At 31.6% G+C, this 19,773-nt stretch carries 16 protein-coding genes; 8 read left to right on the top strand and 8 right to left on the bottom strand.

The window, feature by feature from the left end; genetic code table 11:
• Positions 1-29: 29 nt before the first annotated feature.
• The 4 genes from secA to AC4FQ3_RS11945 all read right to left on the bottom strand — a co-directional run bounded on the left by secA (position 30) and on the right by AC4FQ3_RS11945 (position 5,291).
• Positions 30-3,374 carry a preprotein translocase subunit SecA gene (gene secA / locus AC4FQ3_RS11960; protein ID WP_491181996.1) on the bottom strand — a complete coding sequence of 1,115 codons (3,345 nt, stop codon included), beginning with the start codon at positions 3,372-3,374 and terminating at the stop codon, positions 30-32.
• Between the two features lie 89 nt (positions 3,375-3,463).
• Positions 3,464-3,685, bottom strand: a complete 222-nt coding sequence (locus tag AC4FQ3_RS11955; protein WP_007138072.1) for a DUF2795 domain-containing protein — start codon at positions 3,683-3,685, stop codon at positions 3,464-3,466.
• Positions 3,686-3,948: 263 nt separating this feature from the next.
• Positions 3,949-4,518, bottom strand: coding sequence for a cob(I)yrinic acid a,c-diamide adenosyltransferase (locus AC4FQ3_RS11950; protein ID WP_042565188.1), 570 nt, complete (start codon positions 4,516-4,518; stop codon positions 3,949-3,951).
• A gap of 86 nt (positions 4,519-4,604) precedes the next feature.
• Positions 4,605-5,291, bottom strand: coding sequence for an ABC transporter ATP-binding protein (locus tag AC4FQ3_RS11945; RefSeq protein ID WP_491181995.1), 687 nt, complete (start codon positions 5,289-5,291; stop codon positions 4,605-4,607).
• Between the two features lie 312 nt (positions 5,292-5,603).
• On the opposite strand from AC4FQ3_RS11945, the gene AC4FQ3_RS11940 reads away from it, so the two are divergent.
• The gene (locus tag AC4FQ3_RS11940) at positions 5,604-6,260 is read left to right on the top strand and encodes a DUF6565 domain-containing protein (RefSeq protein ID WP_042565190.1); all 657 of its coding nucleotides are present in this window, start codon (positions 5,604-5,606) and stop codon (positions 6,258-6,260) included.
• A gap of 73 nt (positions 6,261-6,333) precedes the next feature.
• Here the strand turns inward: AC4FQ3_RS11940 and AC4FQ3_RS11935 are convergent, their stop codons facing one another.
• From AC4FQ3_RS11935 to AC4FQ3_RS11920, 4 genes are all read right to left on the bottom strand, one after another.
• Positions 6,334-7,341: a pyocin knob domain-containing protein gene (locus AC4FQ3_RS11935; RefSeq protein ID WP_052483664.1), complete on the bottom strand. Its 1,008-nt coding sequence runs from the start codon at positions 7,339-7,341 to the stop codon at positions 6,334-6,336.
• Between the two features lie 92 nt (positions 7,342-7,433).
• Positions 7,434-8,225: an O-methyltransferase gene (locus AC4FQ3_RS11930; RefSeq protein WP_042565191.1), complete on the bottom strand. Its 792-nt coding sequence runs from the start codon at positions 8,223-8,225 to the stop codon at positions 7,434-7,436.
• 100 nt (positions 8,226-8,325) lie between these two features.
• The gene (locus AC4FQ3_RS11925) at positions 8,326-10,188 is read right to left on the bottom strand and encodes an ABC-F family ATP-binding cassette domain-containing protein (RefSeq protein WP_302097249.1); all 1,863 of its coding nucleotides are present in this window, start codon (positions 10,186-10,188) and stop codon (positions 8,326-8,328) included.
• A gap of 93 nt (positions 10,189-10,281) precedes the next feature.
• Complete coding sequence (locus AC4FQ3_RS11920) at positions 10,282-11,247, bottom strand: T9SS C-terminal target domain-containing protein (protein ID WP_491181994.1); 966 nt, start codon at positions 11,245-11,247, stop codon at positions 10,282-10,284.
• Positions 11,248-11,664: 417 nt separating this feature from the next.
• Here AC4FQ3_RS11920 and AC4FQ3_RS11915 point away from each other — a divergent pair, with 417 nt between their 5' ends.
• From AC4FQ3_RS11915 to AC4FQ3_RS11885, 7 genes are all read left to right on the top strand, one after another.
• On the top strand, positions 11,665-12,090 hold the full coding sequence (locus AC4FQ3_RS11915) for an adenylyltransferase/cytidyltransferase family protein (protein ID WP_042565194.1): 426 nt from the start codon (positions 11,665-11,667) through the stop codon (positions 12,088-12,090).
• A 16-nt stretch (positions 12,091-12,106) separates the two neighbouring features.
• The gene (locus AC4FQ3_RS11910; protein WP_491181993.1) at positions 12,107-13,057 is read left to right on the top strand and encodes a GDP-L-fucose synthase family protein; all 951 of its coding nucleotides are present in this window, start codon (positions 12,107-12,109) and stop codon (positions 13,055-13,057) included.
• A 39-nt stretch (positions 13,058-13,096) separates the two neighbouring features.
• On the top strand, positions 13,097-14,209 hold the full coding sequence (gmd, locus tag AC4FQ3_RS11905) for a GDP-mannose 4,6-dehydratase (protein ID WP_042565196.1): 1,113 nt from the start codon (positions 13,097-13,099) through the stop codon (positions 14,207-14,209).
• A 56-nt stretch (positions 14,210-14,265) separates the two neighbouring features.
• Positions 14,266-15,783 carry an oligosaccharide flippase family protein gene (locus AC4FQ3_RS11900; protein ID WP_042565197.1) on the top strand — a complete coding sequence of 506 codons (1,518 nt, stop codon included), beginning with the start codon at positions 14,266-14,268 and terminating at the stop codon, positions 15,781-15,783.
• Positions 15,784-15,852: 69 nt separating this feature from the next.
• The gene (locus tag AC4FQ3_RS11895) at positions 15,853-16,761 is read left to right on the top strand and encodes a polysaccharide pyruvyl transferase family protein (protein WP_052483665.1); all 909 of its coding nucleotides are present in this window, start codon (positions 15,853-15,855) and stop codon (positions 16,759-16,761) included.
• Positions 16,762-16,813: 52 nt separating this feature from the next.
• On the top strand, positions 16,814-18,673 hold the full coding sequence (locus tag AC4FQ3_RS11890) for an acyltransferase family protein (RefSeq protein WP_491181992.1): 1,860 nt from the start codon (positions 16,814-16,816) through the stop codon (positions 18,671-18,673).
• A 1-nt stretch (position 18,674) separates the two neighbouring features.
• Positions 18,675-19,697 (top strand): glycosyltransferase family 4 protein, encoded by a 1,023-nt coding sequence (locus AC4FQ3_RS11885; protein ID WP_491181991.1) that lies wholly within the window; start codon positions 18,675-18,677, stop codon positions 19,695-19,697.
• Positions 19,698-19,773 lie beyond the last annotated feature (76 nt).

Here is a 19,773-nt window from a genome sequence, read left to right as displayed (position 1 = left end):
AACTGAAAACTGCGATTACAAACTGTGACTTATTTAACAAGAACCCATTCGCCAGAAGCGATTAAAGATTCTGCTTTTTTAAATTTCATTTCTTCAGTTTTGCCTGTAGCAACTTCCTGAACTGTTACAGTATCATTACGGTTGATTTTTGGCATATCTCTAACAATCGTTTCTGTAACCTGACGTTGTTGTGTTTCTCCAGCTTCACGGTTAATGTCTTCGCTGTTAACAATTTCATCTTTACTTAATTTGAAATTTTCTTTTTGACGAACTTCTCTTGCTTCGTGAATTTCTGAAGTAACGTTTTGAGCTGGTAAATCACCTTTAAACAAGAATGAAATTACTTCTTTGTTAACGTTGTCCAACATTCCTCTAAACAAATTGAAAGCTTCTAATTTGTAGATTAGTAATGGATCTTTTTGTTCGTGAACGGCTAACTGAACAGATTGTTTCAATTCGTCCATTTTGCGTAAATGTTTTTTCCAGGCCTCATCAACAATAGAAAGAGTGATGTTTTTCTCGAAATCAGCAATTAACTGAGCACCTTCGCTTTCGTAAGCTTTTTTCAGGTCAGTTACTACATTTAAAGTTTTGATTCCGTCAGTAAATGGAACTACAATACGCTCAAAATGATTGTTTGGCTCTTCGTAAACTCCTCTAATGATAGGGAAAGCTTCTCTTGCACTTCTTTCTGTTTTTTCAGTGTAAAAAGCCAGAGCTTCCTTATATACTTTTCCTGTGATTTCGACATCTGATAATTTCGTAAAATCAGCTTCAGAAATTGGAGAAGTAATTCCGAAATAACGAATCAAATCAAAATCAAAAGTTTTAAAATCGTTTGCTGCTTTATTGTTGCTTACGATTAATTCGCAAGTATCATAAAGCATATTGGCAATATCCAGTTTTAAACGCTCACCAAACAATGCATGACGGCGACGTTTGTAAACTACTTCACGTTGCGAGTTCATAACGTCATCATATTCTAATAAACGTTTACGAACACCAAAGTTATTTTCTTCTACTTTTTTCTGAGCACGCTCAATAGATTTGGTCATCATAGAATGCTGAATAACTTCACCTTCCTGTAATCCCATTCTATCCATTACTTTTGCCACTCTTTCAGAACCAAATAAACGCATTAAGTTGTCTTCAAGAGAAACGTAAAATTGAGAACTTCCCGGATCTCCCTGACGTCCTGCACGACCACGTAACTGTCTGTCAACACGACGAGAATCATGACGTTCTGTACCCACGATTGCTAAACCTCCGGCAGCTTTTACTTCTGGAGATAATTTAATATCGGTACCACGACCAGCCATGTTTGTAGCAATAGTTACAACACCGGCTTTACCAGCTTCTTCAACGATTTGTGCCTCTTGTTTGTGCATTTTAGCATTCAAAACGTTATGGGTAACGCCTCTCATTTTCAACATACGGCTTAATAATTCTGAAATCTCTACAGAAGTTGTACCAATTAAAACTGGTCTTCCTGCGTTTGATAATTCAGTTACATCTTCAATTACAGCATTGAATTTTTCACGTGTCGTTTTGTAGATATAATCTTCTTTGTCTTGTCTTGACATCGGACGGTTGGTTGGAATTTCAACAACATCCAATTTATAAATCTGCCACAACTCGCCAGCTTCTGTAACGGCTGTACCAGTCATACCACCCAATTTGCTGTACATTCTGAAATAATTCTGTAATGTAACAGTTGCAAAAGTTTGTGTAGCAGCTTCGATTTTTACATTTTCTTTAGCCTCAATCGCCTGGTGTAAACCGTCAGAATAACGACGACCATCCATGATACGACCTGTTTGTTCATCGACAATCATAATTTTGTTGTCCATGATTACATACTCTACATCTTTTTCAAAAAGAGCGTATGCTTTTAAAAGTTGAGTAAGAGTATGAATACGCTCGCTTTTTACTCCAAAATCCTGGAATAATCTTTCTCTTGCTTCCGCTTCCGCGTCTTTATCTAATTTTTGTTTTTCAATAGCAGCAATTTCAGTTCCGATATCCGGAAGTACGAAAAAGTCAGCATCAGTATCTCCAGAAAGGTATTGAATACCATTATCAGTCAATTCAACCTGATTGTTTTTTTCTTCAATTACAAAATACAAAGCTTCATCAACTTTGTGCATTTCGCGATTGTTATCCTGCATGTATTGATTTTCGGTTTTTTGAAGCAATTGTTTGATTCCTTCTTCACTCAAAAATTTAATTAATGCTTTATTTTTAGGCAAACTTCTGTAAGCTCTCAATAATAAGAATCCACCTTCTTTAGTGTTTCCTTCTTTGATTAATTTTTTAGCTTCGGCTAAGAAACCATTTGCTAACTGACGTTGTTGTGCTACTAAGTTTTCGATTTTTGGTTTCAGCTCATTAAACTCATGACGATCTCCCTGAGGAACCGGTCCTGAAATAATAAGTGGTGTTCTTGCATCATCAATTAATACAGAATCGACCTCATCAACAATAGCGTAGTTATGTTTTCTTTGTACAAGATCACTTGGCGAATGTGCCATGTTATCTCTTAAGTAGTCAAAACCAAATTCGTTGTTGGTTCCGTAAGTGATATCAGCATCGTATGCTTTTTTTCTTTGTTCTGTACTTGGCTGGTGATTATCGATACAATCAACAGTTAAACCATGAAATTCGAATAAAGGCGCTTTCCATGTACTATCACGTTTTGCCAAATAGTCATTCACAGTTACTAAGTGAACTCCGTTTCCGGTTAAAGCATTTAAATATAACGGAAGTGTAGCAACCAAAGTTTTACCTTCACCTGTTTGCATTTCGGCAACTTTACCTTCGTGCAAAACCATACCACCAATTAACTGAACATCATAATGAATCATGTCCCATGTAATTTCTTTACCGGCAGCATTCCATTTATTGGCCCATGTTGCTTTATCACCCTCAATAGTGATGTATGTTTTAGTAGCCGAAAGTTCGCGGTCTTTTGCAGTTGCAGTAACTTCAATAAAAGAATTGTCTTTAAAACGACGTGCCGTTTCTTTAACAACAGAAAATGCTTCAGGAAGAATTTCCAATAAAGTTTTTTCTGAAATTTCATAAGCTTCTTTTTCAAGAGCATCTATTGCATCATAAAGATCTTCTCTTTTATCGATGTCTTCGATGTTTTCTACTTCTGCTTTAAGCGAAGCAATTTTAGCATCTTTATCAGCTCTGGCTTCTTTTATCTTTTCCTTAAAATATGCGGTTCTGGCTCTTAATTCGTCGTGAGACAAACTCATTAAGCTAGTTTCGAATGTCTTAATTTTGTTTAAATAAGGTTGTAAAGCTTTGACATCTTTCTGTGATTTATCACCTACAAAGACTTTTATAATACTGTTTATGAAACTCATGATTTATTGTATTTCTATTATATGTAAATGTTGTATTTAGAACCAAAAAAAAAGCCTCTGTGATGAGACTTTTTCCTTTGGTTTATTTTTTAATATTCATCCTCATTCCAAAGATAATCTTCGTCTGTTGGATAATCAGGCCAAATTTCTTCCATTGATTCGTATATCTCACCTTCGTCCTCGATAGATTGAAGATTCTCTACTACTTCTAACGGAGCACCAGCTCTAATAGCGTAGTCAATAAGTTCGTCTTTGTTAGCAGGCCATGGTGCATCACTTAAATAAGATGCTAATTCTAATGTCCAATACATCTGTTATCTTGTTTAGTTTGTGCAAAAATAAATTTTTTACTGAAAAAGACAAGTAAATTTTGATTTATTTTAGTAAAATTTAAGAACGTCTCTTGTTAAATTCCAATATTTAAACTCCAAATTCCAAAAATATTCTTGAAATATCAGTATTTAAATTCCAAATTCCAATATTTGGAACTGTAATTTGTGATCTTAAAATTAAAAGAATTTTAATTTCTTTTAATTGGAATTTGGGATTTCAAAAATTGGAATTTTAAGAAAATTTATTTTCTTGGTATCCACTTTACTTCATCCGCTTTTAAGTCAAACGACAACTTCCGTGCCAAGACAAAAAGGTAGTCAGAAAGTCGGTTTAAGTACATGATTGCGATTTCAGGAACGTGTTCATTATGACTTAAATGAACTGCCAAACGCTCTGCACGACGGCATATGCAGCGCGCTATATGACAATGTGACACGGTTGGATGTCCGCCCGGCAAAACAAAATGAGTCATTTGAGGAAGACTTTCTTCCATTTTATCAATTTCATTTTCTAATAATTCAATATCAGTATCAATTATTCCAAGGTTTTTTAATCGAAGTTCTCCATTCTTTAAAACCTCTTTTTCTTGAGGAGTTGCCAAAATAGCACCAACTGTAAAAAGTCGATCCTGGATTTCGATTAAAATATCTTTATAATGCTTGTCTATTTCCTGATCACGAATGAGACCTATATAAGAGTTTAATTCGTCAACGGTTCCATAACTATCAATTCTGATATGATCTTTAGGAACACGTGTGCCTCCAAAAAGAGCTGTTGTTCCTTTATCTCCTGTTTTTGTATATACTTTCATTTTTATTGTAGATTTATGATTTTAGATTGAAATGTTGGATTTTAAATTTTAGATTTAGGAAATAATCTAAAATCAGCAATCTAAAATTATTTAGTGGTGTCGCTTTCAATTAAGCCATCTCGTAAACGGATTACGCGGTGTGCGTAAGCAGCAATATCTTCTTCGTGCGTTACAAGAATTACGGTGTTTCCCTGTGCGTGAATGTCGCCAAAAAGCTTCATAATTTCTACAGAAGTTTTACTGTCTAAGTTTCCGGTTGGCTCATCGGCTAATATAATAGAAGGTTTGTTTACCAAAGCGCGGGCAATAGCAACACGCTGACGTTGACCTCCCGAAAGTTGATTAGGCTGATGATCCATCCTGTCAGCTAGATTTACTTGTTTCAATACTTCTTCAGCTCGTATAGTACGTTCTGATTTTGAATGTCCGGCATATATCATTGGCAAAGCAACATTATCTAAAGCCGTAGTTCTTGGTAAAAGATTGAAAGTCTGAAATACAAATCCAATTTCTTTATTTCGAATTCCGGCCAATTCATCATCTTTCATTTTGCTTACATCTTTTCCGTTCAAAACATAATGTCCTGAAGTTGGAGTATCCAAACAACCTAATAAATTCATTAAAGTTGATTTTCCGGATCCGGATGGTCCCATTAAAGCTACATATTCTCCCTTGTTGATCTCTAAATTAATTCCTTTCAGAACATAAACAATTTCATTACCAAGTACAAAATCTCGTTTAATGTCTGTTATTTTAATTAATGGATTTGCCATTTCGTTTTACAATTTTGGATTTAAAAGTACAAAACACTTTTCAATAATATATAAGTAGTATTTAATTGATTTTTGTTACAGGAATTGAAACCAGCAAAATAACTTATGAGCTTACTTATTATTTCTTTTTTAAAAAGTATAATCCAATACAAGAAAATGTTGTTATATGATTTTAGATTGTTTTTATATAATTATCATATTTTTCATTTTATATTAAATTATTTTTATTTTAAGTATTAATTTTTTAATAATTATGTATAATAATTCAAATATTTAACTATATTTGTTGTAATAACTTTTAAAATCAAAATTATGAAAAATATACAAATTGTATCAGGAATTGCATTAATTGCACTAGGTTTTGCGTCATGTAAAGATGAAAAACAGGAACAGGCTAAAAAAACAATCGACTCATATGTAACATATGTAGATTCAGTAAAAAATGTGGCGGCAGATGATTTAAAAGCCGATTGGAAAGATGTTGAAGCTGAATACAACAGAAGAGCAGAAAATGCACAATTGGCTCTTGCAGACATTAAAGACAATGCAGCTGAGACGGAAAGAATAAATGCCAGTAAAATGAAATATGAAGAATTTAAAACCGGAATGGCAGCAACTCTCGCACCTCCTGTAAGTGCAAAACAACAATTACGTAATGCGTTGTTTGGTGAAGGAAAAATTGGTGACGACATGAGTTTTGCCTGGGTAAATGCTCAAAATATTCATAGTGTATATCAACAATTTGTACATACTGTAGAAGATAATAAAGACAGTTATTCTCGTGAAGACTGGGATGAAATTAAATTGATGTATGAAGCGCTTGACAGCCGTAAAAATACCGTTGAAAAAGAAGGACTTTCATCTGAAGATAACAGAAAAATTGCCGGTTTAAAAATAAAATTTGCCCCAATGTATACTGTTAACAGAATGGGGGCAAAATCTGAAGAAACAGCAGCAGCTAAAAAATAGGTTATTAGTTTAAATTCGATTTGAAAAATGGCAATCAGAAATGGTTGCCATTTTTTTATAAAAGTCTTAAATCTTACTTATTTTGTAACTCCTTTTTAATTGTATTTAATTCTTGATTTTGTTGCTCAAGTTTTTTATTTAAATCTATAATATATAATGTCAATTCTTCAATTTTTTGTAGAAGTTTGGCGTCCATTTCTCCTAAACTTATTCCATTTTTTAAAACTTCTTTTTCGCTTGGAATATTCTCCAAATGACCATTTTTATTAATATGTTTTTCAACTTCACTTAGTGTTGGTAAAGCATAATCCTTTTTGAAAACAAAATCAGACCAGTTATTCATATCAACTTTTACTTCCTGTGAATGAATAGTACCTTTTACATCTAGTTTATTTTTGGGATTGATAGTTCCAATTCCAACATTTCCTGAATTTATAAAGGAATTGCCTGAGCCAGAAAAGCGTATACGTGTTTCGTAATTATCAATTCCATGTGCAACATCAATTTCAAATGTATTATCTAAAAATCCATTAGCTGATCCGCCGGGTCTTAATATTAAACTATTATGTGCATAGGCTACTTTTGGAGATCCCATGATTAGTGAGTGACCCTTCCAATAAATATGTGAAATGCCCCATCCATCAAGGCTTTCATTACTATAGATTGCTAATTCTTTTGTTGTTAAATGGTTTGCGTGAAAATCTACACTGCTATTATTTAAATTTCCTGAATGAAATATTTTATTCCATCCTGTCCATACGGTCCCTGAATTATTTGTTGATTGGCGATAATATAATTCATTTTCGGTACCAAATGCCAGTTGGGTTCTCCAGTCTGATCCTCCTTCTGAGATGTAGCTAAGTCCTAATACAGTTCCGTAATTTGTTGGTGCATTTAAACTAGCTGTTGTGTAAAGTTCAAAACCATTTGAGAATGTATTAAGATTAGGTAATGCGGTATTTGCCGAAAACTGAGCTTGCAATAAAGCTGTAAAAAATAAGAACAATACTGTAAAATAAGGTTCTTTTGTTGTTTCTTGAGAATAAGAAAAAACTTTTTTTCTATTGTTTTTTGAAATCATGTGAATCGTAATTATATTTTTATGAATAAATAATAATCTTCAAAAGTAAAAAAATATTAATATAAATAATAGCCGAAATAGTTGTCATTTTTTTATGCCCTAATTGTAAAATGCTCTTTTTTCTGTTCCCTTCTAAAGAAAACAAATCCCCACTGAAAAGTATCAATGGTTACAATTACTTTTGAATGATTTTTTATGATTTCCCAGGCTTCTTCCATTTCTGCGGACCAATGAATGTCATCAAATATCCAAACAGAATCATTGTCTATTGTTGGTAATAAAAGTTCAAAGTAGGCTAAAGTTGCTTTTTTAGAATGATTACCGTCGAAGTATATTAAATTGAAATTCTCAGTCTCAGTTTTCAGTCTCAGTTGCAGATCTTCAAAATAGCTTTCAAATTCTGTAACTACGTTTTCAACATTTTTGCAATCAAATTCAGTTAATTGATTTTTAGCAACATTTGCAGTTTCCGGACAACCTTCAAGTGTAATTAGTTTGGCTTTTGGATAACCTAATGCGAGGGCAGAAGTTGCTAAACCTAATGAAGTTCCTATTTCAAGAATATTTTTAGGTTCAAAATAACGAGTTACGCGGAATAATAATTCTGCTCGTTTTGAAGAAATTCCGGCAGTTGATGCAATTTTTGAAATCTGTCTTTTATTCGATTTAAAAACTCTTGAACCAGCGCCAAAATCGGTAACTTCTATGAAGTTTTTATTTTGTAAAAGTGATTTTCGATAGTTTTTTAAAATAGAATATTCTGGTTTCGATTTTTTATCATAAAAACATTTCGTCAATAAATTAAATACAAACGGCGAATGAACGGCATGTTCGTTTTTAGAATGCCAAAGAAATTTTAAGTATGATTTTATGATGTGCAACATGATTTATTTCACAAAGGTTCACAAAGAAAAGAGAAGATTCACAAAGAAAAAATAAAGTTTAGTGTAACTCTGTGTTTTTCTTTGTGCATCTCTGTGGATCTTATCCCTCAATTTTAGCTGATAATTCAAACCAACGCTCTTCTTTCTGATCTATTTTATTGATAATATTTTGCAATTCGTTTGCTTTTTTCTCAATATCGGCATCTGCCACTTTTCCATCAGAGAATAATTGTTCGATTTTAGTCTTTTCGATTTCTAAATCTTTAATTTCTCTTTCCAGTTTTTGATATTCTTTTTGTTCGTTGAAAGTTAAATTTCCAGTTGGATTGTTTTGTTTCCAATCTTTCTTTTCAGCTTTGTTTTCTTCTTTTTGAGCAACATCGGCACTATCTTCATAAGCTCTAAAGTCAGAATAGTTTCCTGGAAAACTTTCAATTTCACCATTTCCTCTGAAAACAAATAAATGATCGACAATTTTATCCATAAAATAACGGTCGTGGGAAACAACTAGTAAACAGCCCGGATAATCTAAAAGAAAACTCTCCAGAACGTTTAGCGTTACAATATCCAAATCGTTTGTAGGCTCATCAAGAATTAAAAAGTTTGGATTCTGAATTAAAACTGTACATAAATACAAGCGTTTTAATTCTCCTCCGCTTAATTTTTCGACAAAATCGTATTGTTTTTTAGCATCAAATAGAAAACGCTCCAACAATTGTGAAGCAGAAATCATTCGACCTTTTGCAAGCGGAATAAATTCTCCGTATTCCTTAATGATATCAATTACACGCTGATTTGGTTTCGGGTTGATTCCACTTTGCGTATAATAGCCCACTTTTATAGTTTCACCTTTTACAACTCTTCCGCTGTCAAGAGGAATTGTTCCGGTAAGCAGATTTAAAAAAGTAGATTTTCCGGTTCCGTTTTTACCGATAATTCCGATACGTTCTCCACGCTGAAAATCGAAACTAAAATTATCCAGAATAACGTGATCTTTGAATTTTTTTGAGATTTTGTGAAGCTCGATAATCTTGCTTCCCATACGTTCCATATTAATTTCAAGCTCTACTTTGTTTTCAAGACGGCGACTTTGCGCTTTTTCTTTAATTACATAAAAATCATCCTGACGCGATTTAGATTTTGTCGTTCTCGCTTTCGGCTGACGGCGCATCCATTCTAATTCCTTAACAAATAAGTTTTTAGCTTTGTCGACACTTGCATTTTCAGAAGCAATTCGTTCTTCTTTTTTCTCTAAATAATAAGAATAATTTCCTTTGTATTGGTATAGTTTTCCGTTGTCCAATTCAATGATTTCATTACAAACGCGCTCTAAAAAGAAACGGTCGTGCGTAACCATAAACAGCGTAATGTTTTCTTTTGCAAAATAACTTTCAAGCCACTCGATCATTTCGAGATCTAAGTGGTTGGTCGGCTCATCCAGAATCAATAGATCCGGACGATTAATTAAGATAATCGCCAATGAAAGACGTTTCTTTTGTCCACCAGAAAGATTTTTTACTTTAAGTTTAAAATCTTCCAGTTTTAATTTAAATAAAATTTGCTTGTATTGCGTTTCAAAATCCCATGCATTATGCTGATCCATTCCGTCAAAAGCTTTTTGATATGCTTCTTCGTCATCTGGGTTTTCAAGCGCTTTTTCGTAAGCTTCGATTACTTTTAAAGTTTCATTATCTGAAGCAAAAATGCTTTCTTCAATCGTCAGTTCTTCCTGCAAATTATTATCCTGAGAAAGAAATGCCATTCTAATTCCTTTTCTCAAAACAACTTGTCCTGTATCTGGTTCATCCAAACCATTAATAATACTCATAATAGTTGTTTTTCCAGAACCATTTTTGGCAATAAAAGCTATTTTTTGGTCTTTATTGATACCAAATGAGATGTTGTCAAATAAGGTTCTTTCACCAAAAGACTTCGAGATATTTTCGACAGATAAGTAATTCACTTTGTAAAATATGAGTTATAAATTATAAGTCCTGAATGTTTTACAAAACAGAACTTTTTTGCAAAAGTAAGTTATTATATCTCGATTTGCGAATTATTTATGGAGATAGGAATTCAATATTGGACTTAAGTCAAAATAATGAATTTGCTGTGGCGTATTTAGAACAGGTTTTCGAATCAAAGATTCATTTGTTAAGAAATAATGTAAACCATCTTTTGTGGTAATCCCTTCGATTTGATGAAAAGAAAGTTGAAGCTCAATTTTTCTCTTATTACCGGATAGAAAATCATGATTTTTAAAATCATATAATAAGTATAAAAATGATTTCCCCATTTTTGAATATCCGCAAAGCGCAATCAATTTTTTATCCTCTATATAAGTGGCTCCGGTTACTAATCCTTTAATGTCGAGACTATCTTTGAATTGTGCAATATAATTTCCTGATTGTTTTGGTAAAGCATAAATGCTGGTTTTTGTAGATTCCCATTGTTTGGTAAACAAGTAAATACTGTCTTTTGAAACGATAAAAGCTTCACAATCAAAATTTGTTACATTATGTTTTTTTAAACTGAAATCACTCTGGTCTGAATACTTAAATGAAATAGTTTCGATAATTGGAGTTCCTTCTAAAAACGATTTTTTTTCTATTTTTAAAATATGTAAATCAGTTCGGTTTCCGGAATAATTATTACCAAAATCACCAATATATAAATATGAGCTGTCTTGTGATATTTCTTCCCAGTCATGATTCACAACTTTGTCCAAAACAACTTTCTTCTTAATTTTTCCTAAAGAATCTAAGCCGTAAATTGTTTTGTCATGGTCATCATTATGCGTCCATAATAAATTATCGAAAGCAATTATTCCTGATGTTTCTCTTATCGAATCGCTTAGTTTAATAGAGTATTGAGATCGTATTTTTAGACTTTTATACAAACAACTTCCGTCATTTTCTACAGCCATAGGATTGTAATTCTTGGAAAAAGAGTCCATACATCCGATAATTTGACCGTTTGTCGATGTAAAAATCAAAAATAAATAGAATGTTAATGTTTTCATTACTAGGTTTCTACTTTTTATTTTAAATATAAATGCAAAATAATTATAATTTTTTTATTTTTTTTCAGTTTGTAAGAATACGATGTTTTTTATTTATAGTGTATTTTTTTTTAGGTAAAATTATGATAAATAAAAATATTACGTTTTTAATATATCAAAATAAGGCATTTCCTTCATTTTGATTTTTTGTAGCAATATTCATGTATTATTTTTACAAGAAAATAATACGTATATTAGTCATAGAATTGAATTATTTATTTGATTTTAAGTAAATTGACATCTATTATTTGAAGATTGTCATTATTTTTTGTGTCTTCTTACAATTTCTAACTCATGACAAAATGTGAGTTGGAATAGCGAAGCTGTACAAAAAGGTTATGTGTAATTAAAATTCTATTAACTAAAAAATGTAAAATTATGAAAGTAGGAATCACCTTTAGTGCTTTTGATTTATTGCATGCCGGTCATATTAAAATGCTGGAAGAAGCTAAACAGCAATGTGACTATTTGATTGTAGGTTTGCAGACGGATCCAACGTTGGATCGCCCGGAAAAGAATCGTCCAACACAAACAGTTGTTGAGAGATATATACAGCTAAAAGGTTGTAAATTTGTAGATGAAATAGTTCCCTACGCAACCGAACAAGATTTAAATGACATCTTAACATCCTTTAAAATTGATGTTAGAATCTTAGGTGATGAGTACAAAGAAAAGGATTTTACCGGACGTACTTATTGTGAAGAAAAAGGGATTGAATTATTTTATAATGTACGCGATCATCGTTTTTCTAGTAGTGGCTTGCGAAAGGAAGTGGCTTTTAGAGAATTATCAATCGCTAAATAATTTTTGAAATAGACGAATGAATAAAAACACGAAAATTTATATTGCAGGCCATAAAGGTATGGTCGGAAGTGCCATCTGGAGAACTTTATCAGAAAATGGATTTAGTAATTTAATTGGTGCTTCGAGTAAAGAATTAGATCTTAGAAATCAACAAGCAGTTCGCGATTTCATCCAAAAAGAAAATCCTGAAGTTATTATTGATGCTGCGGCACGTGTTGGCGGAATTTTAGCAAACAATGATTTTCCATATCAATTTATTATGGAGAATATGCAAATTCAGAATAATTTAATTGACTCTGCATTACAAAATGACGTTGATAAATTTATTTTTCTAGGCAGTTCTTGTATTTATCCAAAATTAGCTCCACAACCATTAAAGGAAGAGTACCTGCTTACAGATACTCTTGAGCCAACAAATGAGTGGTACGCTATTGCGAAAATTACAGGGGTAAAAACATGCCAGGCAATTAGAAATCAATTCGGGAAGGATTATGTAAGTCTTATGCCCACAAATTTGTATGGCACATATGATAACTTTGATTTAAACACTTCTCATGTTTTGCCTGCCATGATAAGGAAATTTCATGAAGCAAAAGAAAATAATCACGCACCGGTAACCCTTTGGGGAAGTGGTTTACCGATGCGTGAATTTTTATTTGTAGACGATATGGCCAAAGCAGTAGTTTTTGCCTTAGAAAATAAATTGCCGGATTATTTATATAATGTTGGGACAGGCGAAGATTTGACAATTAAGGAATTAGCAGAAATAATTCAGGAAATTACAGGTCACAAAGGAGAAATTATTTGGGATTCCACCAAACCAGACGGGACACCAAGAAAATTAATGGATGTTTCTAAAATGCATGAATTGGGATGGAAACATCAGGTTGATTTAAAAGAGGGAATTCAAAAGACATACAATTGGTTTTTAGAAAACACGGAAAATTTTAAACAAGTAAAATTATAATAGATTAAATAGATTTAAAATCGTTTGATATAGAAAAATATGAAAGTAGCATTTATTACAGGAGTAACAGGGCAGGACGGCGCTTATTTAAGTGAGTTTTTATTAAAAAAAGGATATAAAGTTCATGGACTAAAAAGACGTTCTTCATTATTTAATACTGATCGTATTGATCATTTATATCAGGATCCACATGTAGACCACCGCAATTTTTATTTGCATTATGGCGATATGACTGATAGTACGAATTTAATTCGTTTGATAAAGGAAATTCAACCGGATGAAATTTACAATTTGGCGGCAATGAGCCACGTAGCCGTTTCTTTTGAAACACCTGAATATACCGGAAATGCTGACGGATTAGGAACGTTACGAATTTTAGATGCTGTTCGTTTATTAGGAATGGAAAAAAAGGTTCGTATTTATCAGGCTTCAACATCTGAACTATACGGAAAAGTTCAGGAAGTACCTCAATCTGAAAAAACGCCTTTTTACCCACGTTCGCCTTATGCAGTAGCTAAAATGTATGCTTTTTGGATTACAGTAAATTATCGTGAGGCTTATGGTATGTATGCCTGTAATGGTATTCTATTTAATCATGAATCTCCAATTCGTGGAGAAACTTTTGTAACGAGAAAAATTACAAGAGCTACAGCCAGAATTGCATTAGGGTTACAGGATAAATTATATCTTGGAAATTTGGATGCAAAACGAGATTGGGGACATGCCAAGGATTATGTTCGCATGATGTGGATGATTCTGCAGGCTGATGAACCAGAAGATTGGGTAATTGCAACAGGTAAAACTACGGCAGTAAGAGATTTTGTACGTATGAGTTTTGCCGAAGTAGGTGTAGAACTTGAATTTAAAGGAGAAGGAGCAGAAGAAAAAGGATATGTAAAAGCATGTAATAATCCTGAATTTCAAATAGAGATAGGCAAGGAAGTACTTGCTGTTGATCCTAAATATTTTAGACCTACAGAAGTTGATTTGTTAATTGGAGATCCTACAAAAGCAAAAACCAAATTGGGCTGGGAGTGTAAATATGATTTGCAAAGTCTTGTAAAGGATATGATGCAAAGCGATTTAAAGCTAATGCAGAAGGATCAATACTTAAAAGATGGTGGCTATAGAACGTTAAACTATTTTGAATAGTCTGATTACCGAAAAAGTATTTTATTTGGAGTTGTTTTAATCTTCGGTATTTATCTATGGCAGTAAATCAATTAAAGGTTGGTGCATTATTATCTTATGTTGTACTAATACTAAATAATATAGTAGGACTAGCATATACTCCATTTATGCTACGTATGATGGGGCAAAGTGAATATGGTTTGTATTCTTTAGTAGCTTCGGTTATAGCGTATTTAACGATACTTGATTTTGGGTTTGGAAATGCAATTATCAGGTATACTTCTAAATTTAGGGCTCAGGGCAAATTAGATGAGCAGTTTTCCATGTTTGGAATGTTTATAATTCTATATTCAATTATTGGAGTAATTGCCTTCATTGCAGGATTGTGTTTATACTATAATGTAGATTCTATGTTTGGTAAAACAATGACGATTGAGGAACTGGGCAAGGCTAAGATTATGATGCTTTTAATGGTATTTAATATAGCTTTTACGTTTCCATTAAGCATTTTTGGTGCTATTATTACTGCTTATGAAGACTTTATTTTTCAAAGAATTATCCAGATTGTTCGAATAATACTCAACACAGGGGTTATGATCCTATTGTTAACGATTGGTTATAAGGCAATCGCTATTGTGGTTGTCACGACCATTTTTAATTTATTGACATTGTTGATTAATTATTTCTATTGTAGATATAAAATAAAAATAAAAATATACTACAAGAAAGTTGATTGGAGTTTCTTAAAAGAGGTTGCATTGTATTCATTTTATATCTTCTTAAGTATGATTATGGATCGTATTTATTGGGGTACAGGGCAATTTATATTGGGTATGTATGTTGGTACGGCCGCCATTGCTATCTTTTCAATCGCTATTTCACTGCAAAATATGTATATGAGCTTTTCGGCTTCGATTGCAAATGTGTTTTTACCTAAAATCACAAAAATGATTACCGAAGGACAATCTGAAAAAACCATTTCAGATTTGTTTATAAAGACCGGAAGAATTCAATTTATTATTATTTCATTTGTTTTGGTTGGTTTCATTATTTTCGGGCAACAATTTGTTGTTCTGTGGGCGGGTAAAAGCTATGTTGAGGCGTATATAATAACATTATTGTTTTTTATTCCCTTGACAGTACCATTAATACAAACAGTTGGGATTACTATTCTGCAAGCTCGAAACCAAATGAAATTTAGATCATTACTTTATATCTGGATTGCTTTTTGTAGCCTTGGATTGCAATTTTTACTTGCGAAAAAATATGGCGGAATTGGTGTGGGAATAGGAATTTCATCAGGTTTGTTTTTAGGGCAAATTGTAATAATGAACATTTACTATTACAAAAAACAAAAAATTGATATTCCTTACTTCTGGAAAGAGATTGCTAAAATGTCTATTGTTCCTTTAATTTTAGGCGTGTCTGTATATTATTTATCTACTTTGTTTATTATAAATACAATTATGGATTTGTTTTTAGGCATAGTACTTTTTAGCATTGTTTATATACCACTTTTCTGGATATTCAGTATGAATAAATTTGAGAAAGATCTTTTTGGAGCTCCTATAAAAAAGCTTTTTTTAAGAAGATGAAACTTATAATATTAGCTTAAAGAAAAAAAATAAAATTGTTATAATACTTAAAATATATTAAAAGAGAAAATGAGTAAAATTTATTTATATTGGTTTAATAAAAAAGGAAAATTTGGAAATTTTGGCGATGAGTTAGGACCTTATATCATACAAAAACTCTCAGGCAAAGAAGTTTATCAAGTACCTATACCAAGAAGCTCAATTAAGTTAATCCTTGCTTATATAAAAGCAGTTTTTTATAAATATCACAGTATAAATATATTTAAATCTGTTTTAAAGACACTATTCCTAAATGGGAAGTATATCATATCTGTTGGTAGTATAATTGGCTGGGGAAGTGGAAAACGAATAGTTTGGGGAAGTGGTATTTTATTTGCAAATGAAAAAGTTGACAATGGAACATTTTTAGCTGTTAGAGGTAAATATACTCAGAATAGATTAAAAGAATTGGGATATAATTATCCTGAAGTTTTTGGTGATCCGGCTTTACTTTTGCCGTTAGTATATCCGGTGACTTTGACAAAAAAATATAAATTAGGATTGGTTCCCCATCATACGCAATTTGAGCATTTTGCTCATTTTGAAGATAAATTCGGCATAAAAGTAATAAACTTAATTGGTGATGTCGAATCGATAATTGATGATTTTGCCAGCTGCGAAACTATCATTTCTTCATCTCTTCATGGTGTTATTGTTGCCCATGCCTATAAAATCCCAGCTTTGTGGTATGAATATCCTAAAATAAAATGGCATGGTGAAAATATTAAATTCTTAGATTATTTTTCTTCTGTTGGTATTGATGAATATGCACCATTTCCTTTAAAAGAGAGTGATTCGTTTGATGTAGATAGTGAAATAGAAAATGTTAAAAGAAATCTTGACAAGGCTAATATTAACATGGATTTAAAAACTATACAGGACAAACTTATTGCTGTAGCTCCATTTAGTGTATTACCAAAATTTGCTAATCAGCTTTAAATTGATAAAAGGATTCTATAAAAATTGATTAAATAAAGTAATAAATAAGTAAATGAGATTTAGATATGATATTGGATTCCTAAGAGCATTAGCCGTTTTTATAGTAGTTTTTTTTCATTATAAAATACCGTTTTTTCAAGGTGGTTTTATTGGGGTTGATATTTTCTTTGTGATAAGTGGTTTTCTTATGACCAGTATAATTTTAAAGGGCTTTGATAAAGATTTTTTCTCTATTAAAGATTTTTATATAAGACGTTTCGAAAGAATTGTTCCTGCACTAGCAGTAATGATGCTCTGTGTTTTAATAATAACATTTTTTATTTACTTTCCTGTAGATTTAAAGCAGGTCTCTGTATACACATTTTTCTCAGGTTTGTTTTTATCAAATTATTATTACTTATTTAATTCAGATTATTTTGATGCATCTTCACAAACCAACATATTATTACATACTTGGTCACTTTCTGTAGAATGGCAGTTTTACATAATTTATCCACTTTTTTTAGTACTATTAAAGAAGTTCTATCTTAAGCGAAAAAAGGAATTTAATGCCATATTTCTGGCCATTACTTTGTTTTCTTTTCTTTTGGTAATTGTTTTTAATAATTTTTTGCCATCTTCTTATAGCAAAATCAGCTTTTTTTCATTTACTCATAGAGCCTGGGAAATGATGTTTGGCGGGATGGCATTTCTATACAAAGATTTTTTTGAAAATAAAATATCAGATTTTTTTAAAAATATATTGATTGGTCTGAGTATTATCGTCATAGCGATTAGTATCGTTTGTTTAAACGAAACTTATGCATGGCCTTCCTCGTTAACACTTTTACCCGTAATTGGTACTTTCTTGGTGATTGCTTTAAATAAAGAATATAATTTTTATAAAAATTCAATCATACAGTATATAGGAAATATTTCTTACTCTTGGTATTTGTGGCATTGGCCTATATGTGTTATAGCTAGATACTTTGACTATAAAGGTGTTGAAGTAACAGCATTATTGATCGTTATTTCTTTGCTATTAGCTAGCTTATCTTATGAGCTTATTGAAAAAAGGTCTAAACTTGTCTCTTTGAAAAAGATGATTATAGGCTCTTCATTTGTTATTCTTATCTCTCTGATCGGAATTTTTGGGACTCCAAATAAATACTTGTTTTCTAAAGACGCAGTCTTACTTTCAGAATATAAAGATCATTATGATGAAAATAGGAGAAAGCAATTTCATTCTGGTGTATGTCATAATGTTAGTAAGGTAGATTATAAAAAATGTTTATGTATAAACATAAAAAAGAAAAATATTTTATTGTTGGGTGATAGTCATGCCGGGCAATTTTCCCTTTCTTTTAGAAAAAAGTTAGATAGTACAAAATTTAATTTTATGGAACATACAGTTGTTGGCAGTTTTCCGTTGATCAATGCAAAGGGAGAGAAAAGAGCAACTGGACAATTTAAAAGCATATTTAATAAATTTATTGTAGAGCATAAAAGTAATATTGATGTGGTCTTACTTTCATGTAATTGGATGAATTATCCTAATTCAGCGGGATATACTTCTAATGAAGAATTAGTTAATGATGTTAATGCTACAATTAATGAGTTGAAAAAAATGGGAATAAAAAAAGTTCTCGTCATGGGGCAGGGAGAAGAATACAATATTGATTATCCAAGAGTTATTGCATTTAATTTAGAAGGAAAACTTGGAAAATCTTATGTCAATCAAGAATCAGTAATATTAAATAATGATTTAAAAAAACTAGTTCCGCCGGAAAACTATATTAATATATTTTTAGACAATAAAATTAAGCATTACGATCCCGTAAACAAAGTACCCTACATGTTTGATGATGACCACATGACTATTTACGGAGCCGATCAGATTGTTGATCTCTTACTTAAAAAAAATATTTTTTAATATGGGGAAAAGAAAAATTGCTTTTATTTTATACCAGTTTGGTGTAATATCTGGTAGATCAAATGGTGTAAGAAGCCAGGCATTATCGGCTTGTAACATTTTGAATGAATTTGGTGATGAATGTATTTTAATAAACGGATGGGAGCATTATGATTGGAAATCATTTGATGCAATTCATATTTATGGTTATGATACTGCTATACATACTTTTGTTAAAACATTATCATTTAAAAATCCAAATATATTTATATCGCCAATTATAGATTCTACTAAGCCATATTCTATTTATAAGTGGGCAACATTTAATGGTTTTGAAAAATTAAGATTATACAGTAATAATTATGCATTGCGTAAAGCGCTACATTTAGTAAAAGGAGTATGTGCCAGAAGCGAACATGAAGCTAAATTTTATAAAGAATCTTTTGGAATCGATTCGAAAAAAGTTTTTAACATACCGCTTTCTTATGGTGTAGAAGCACCACAGAATATCCAAAATATTTTAGAAAGAAAAGAAAATTTTTGTTTTCATTTAAGTTCTCTTTATCAGGATAGAAAAAATGTAATTAGATTAGTTGAGGCTGCAAAAAAATATAACTTCAAGCTTGTACTTGCAGGCAATAAAGGTAGTGATGCTGAATTCTTAAAAATTCAACAAGCCATCGGTAATGCAACGAATATAAAGGTTTTAGGGTTTGTGTCTAATGAAGAATTAAAAGAAATATACTCAAAGGCAAAAGTTTTTGCGCTTCCAAGTACAAATGAAGGAGTAGGGATAGTGGCTATGGATGCTGCTGTTTACGGATGTAATATTGCAATGACTAACTTAAAAGGACCAGTTGAATATTATCCAAATATTAAAACAGTAGAGATCTTAAACCCATATAATATTGATGATATTGGGGAGAAAATTGTTAAACTTCTTAAGGAAAATAATGACGAAAATCTTTATCAGTATATGCTTTTAAATTTTTCTGCAAAGAGTATCTATTTTAAATTGAAAAATATGTACGATGGTTGTAACTAGATCAGGTAAAACTAATAACATCAAAATTAACGGTTCGAAATTTAACTTAATATCGAACGTTTTTTCTCCATTATTG

The sequence above is a fragment of the Flavobacterium sp. AK-345 genome, from assembly GCF_058310175.1.
This window is presented reverse-complemented; position numbering and strand designations above follow the sequence as displayed.

What these genes read in the sequence shown, in the direction of transcription:
- gmd (WP_042565196.1), top strand. Translation starts at nt 13,097, where the DNA reads ATGAAAGTAGCATTTATTACAGGAGTAACAGGGCAGGACGGCGCTTAT.
- AC4FQ3_RS11940 (WP_042565190.1), top strand. Translation starts at nt 5,604, where the DNA reads ATGAAAAATATACAAATTGTATCAGGAATTGCATTAATTGCACTAGGT.
- AC4FQ3_RS11930 (WP_042565191.1), bottom strand. Translation starts at nt 8,225, where the DNA reads ATGTTGCACATCATAAAATCATACTTAAAATTTCTTTGGCATTCTAAA.
- AC4FQ3_RS11920 (WP_491181994.1), bottom strand. Translation starts at nt 11,247, where the DNA reads ATGAAAACATTAACATTCTATTTATTTTTGATTTTTACATCGACAAAC.
- AC4FQ3_RS11900 (WP_042565197.1), top strand. Translation starts at nt 14,266, where the DNA reads ATGGCAGTAAATCAATTAAAGGTTGGTGCATTATTATCTTATGTTGTA.
- AC4FQ3_RS11910 (WP_491181993.1), top strand. Translation starts at nt 12,107, where the DNA reads ATGAATAAAAACACGAAAATTTATATTGCAGGCCATAAAGGTATGGTC.
- AC4FQ3_RS11895 (WP_052483665.1), top strand. Translation starts at nt 15,853, where the DNA reads ATGAGTAAAATTTATTTATATTGGTTTAATAAAAAAGGAAAATTTGGA.
- AC4FQ3_RS11945 (WP_491181995.1), bottom strand. Translation starts at nt 5,291, where the DNA reads ATGGCAAATCCATTAATTAAAATAACAGACATTAAACGAGATTTTGTA.
- AC4FQ3_RS11950 (WP_042565188.1), bottom strand. Translation starts at nt 4,518, where the DNA reads ATGAAAGTATATACAAAAACAGGAGATAAAGGAACAACAGCTCTTTTT.
- AC4FQ3_RS11885 (WP_491181991.1), top strand. Translation starts at nt 18,675, where the DNA reads ATGGGGAAAAGAAAAATTGCTTTTATTTTATACCAGTTTGGTGTAATA.
- secA (WP_491181996.1), bottom strand. Translation starts at nt 3,374, where the DNA reads ATGAGTTTCATAAACAGTATTATAAAAGTCTTTGTAGGTGATAAATCA.
- AC4FQ3_RS11915 (WP_042565194.1), top strand. Translation starts at nt 11,665, where the DNA reads ATGAAAGTAGGAATCACCTTTAGTGCTTTTGATTTATTGCATGCCGGT.
- AC4FQ3_RS11890 (WP_491181992.1), top strand. Translation starts at nt 16,814, where the DNA reads ATGAGATTTAGATATGATATTGGATTCCTAAGAGCATTAGCCGTTTTT.
- AC4FQ3_RS11935 (WP_052483664.1), bottom strand. Translation starts at nt 7,341, where the DNA reads ATGATTTCAAAAAACAATAGAAAAAAAGTTTTTTCTTATTCTCAAGAA.
- AC4FQ3_RS11955 (WP_007138072.1), bottom strand. Translation starts at nt 3,685, where the DNA reads ATGTATTGGACATTAGAATTAGCATCTTATTTAAGTGATGCACCATGG.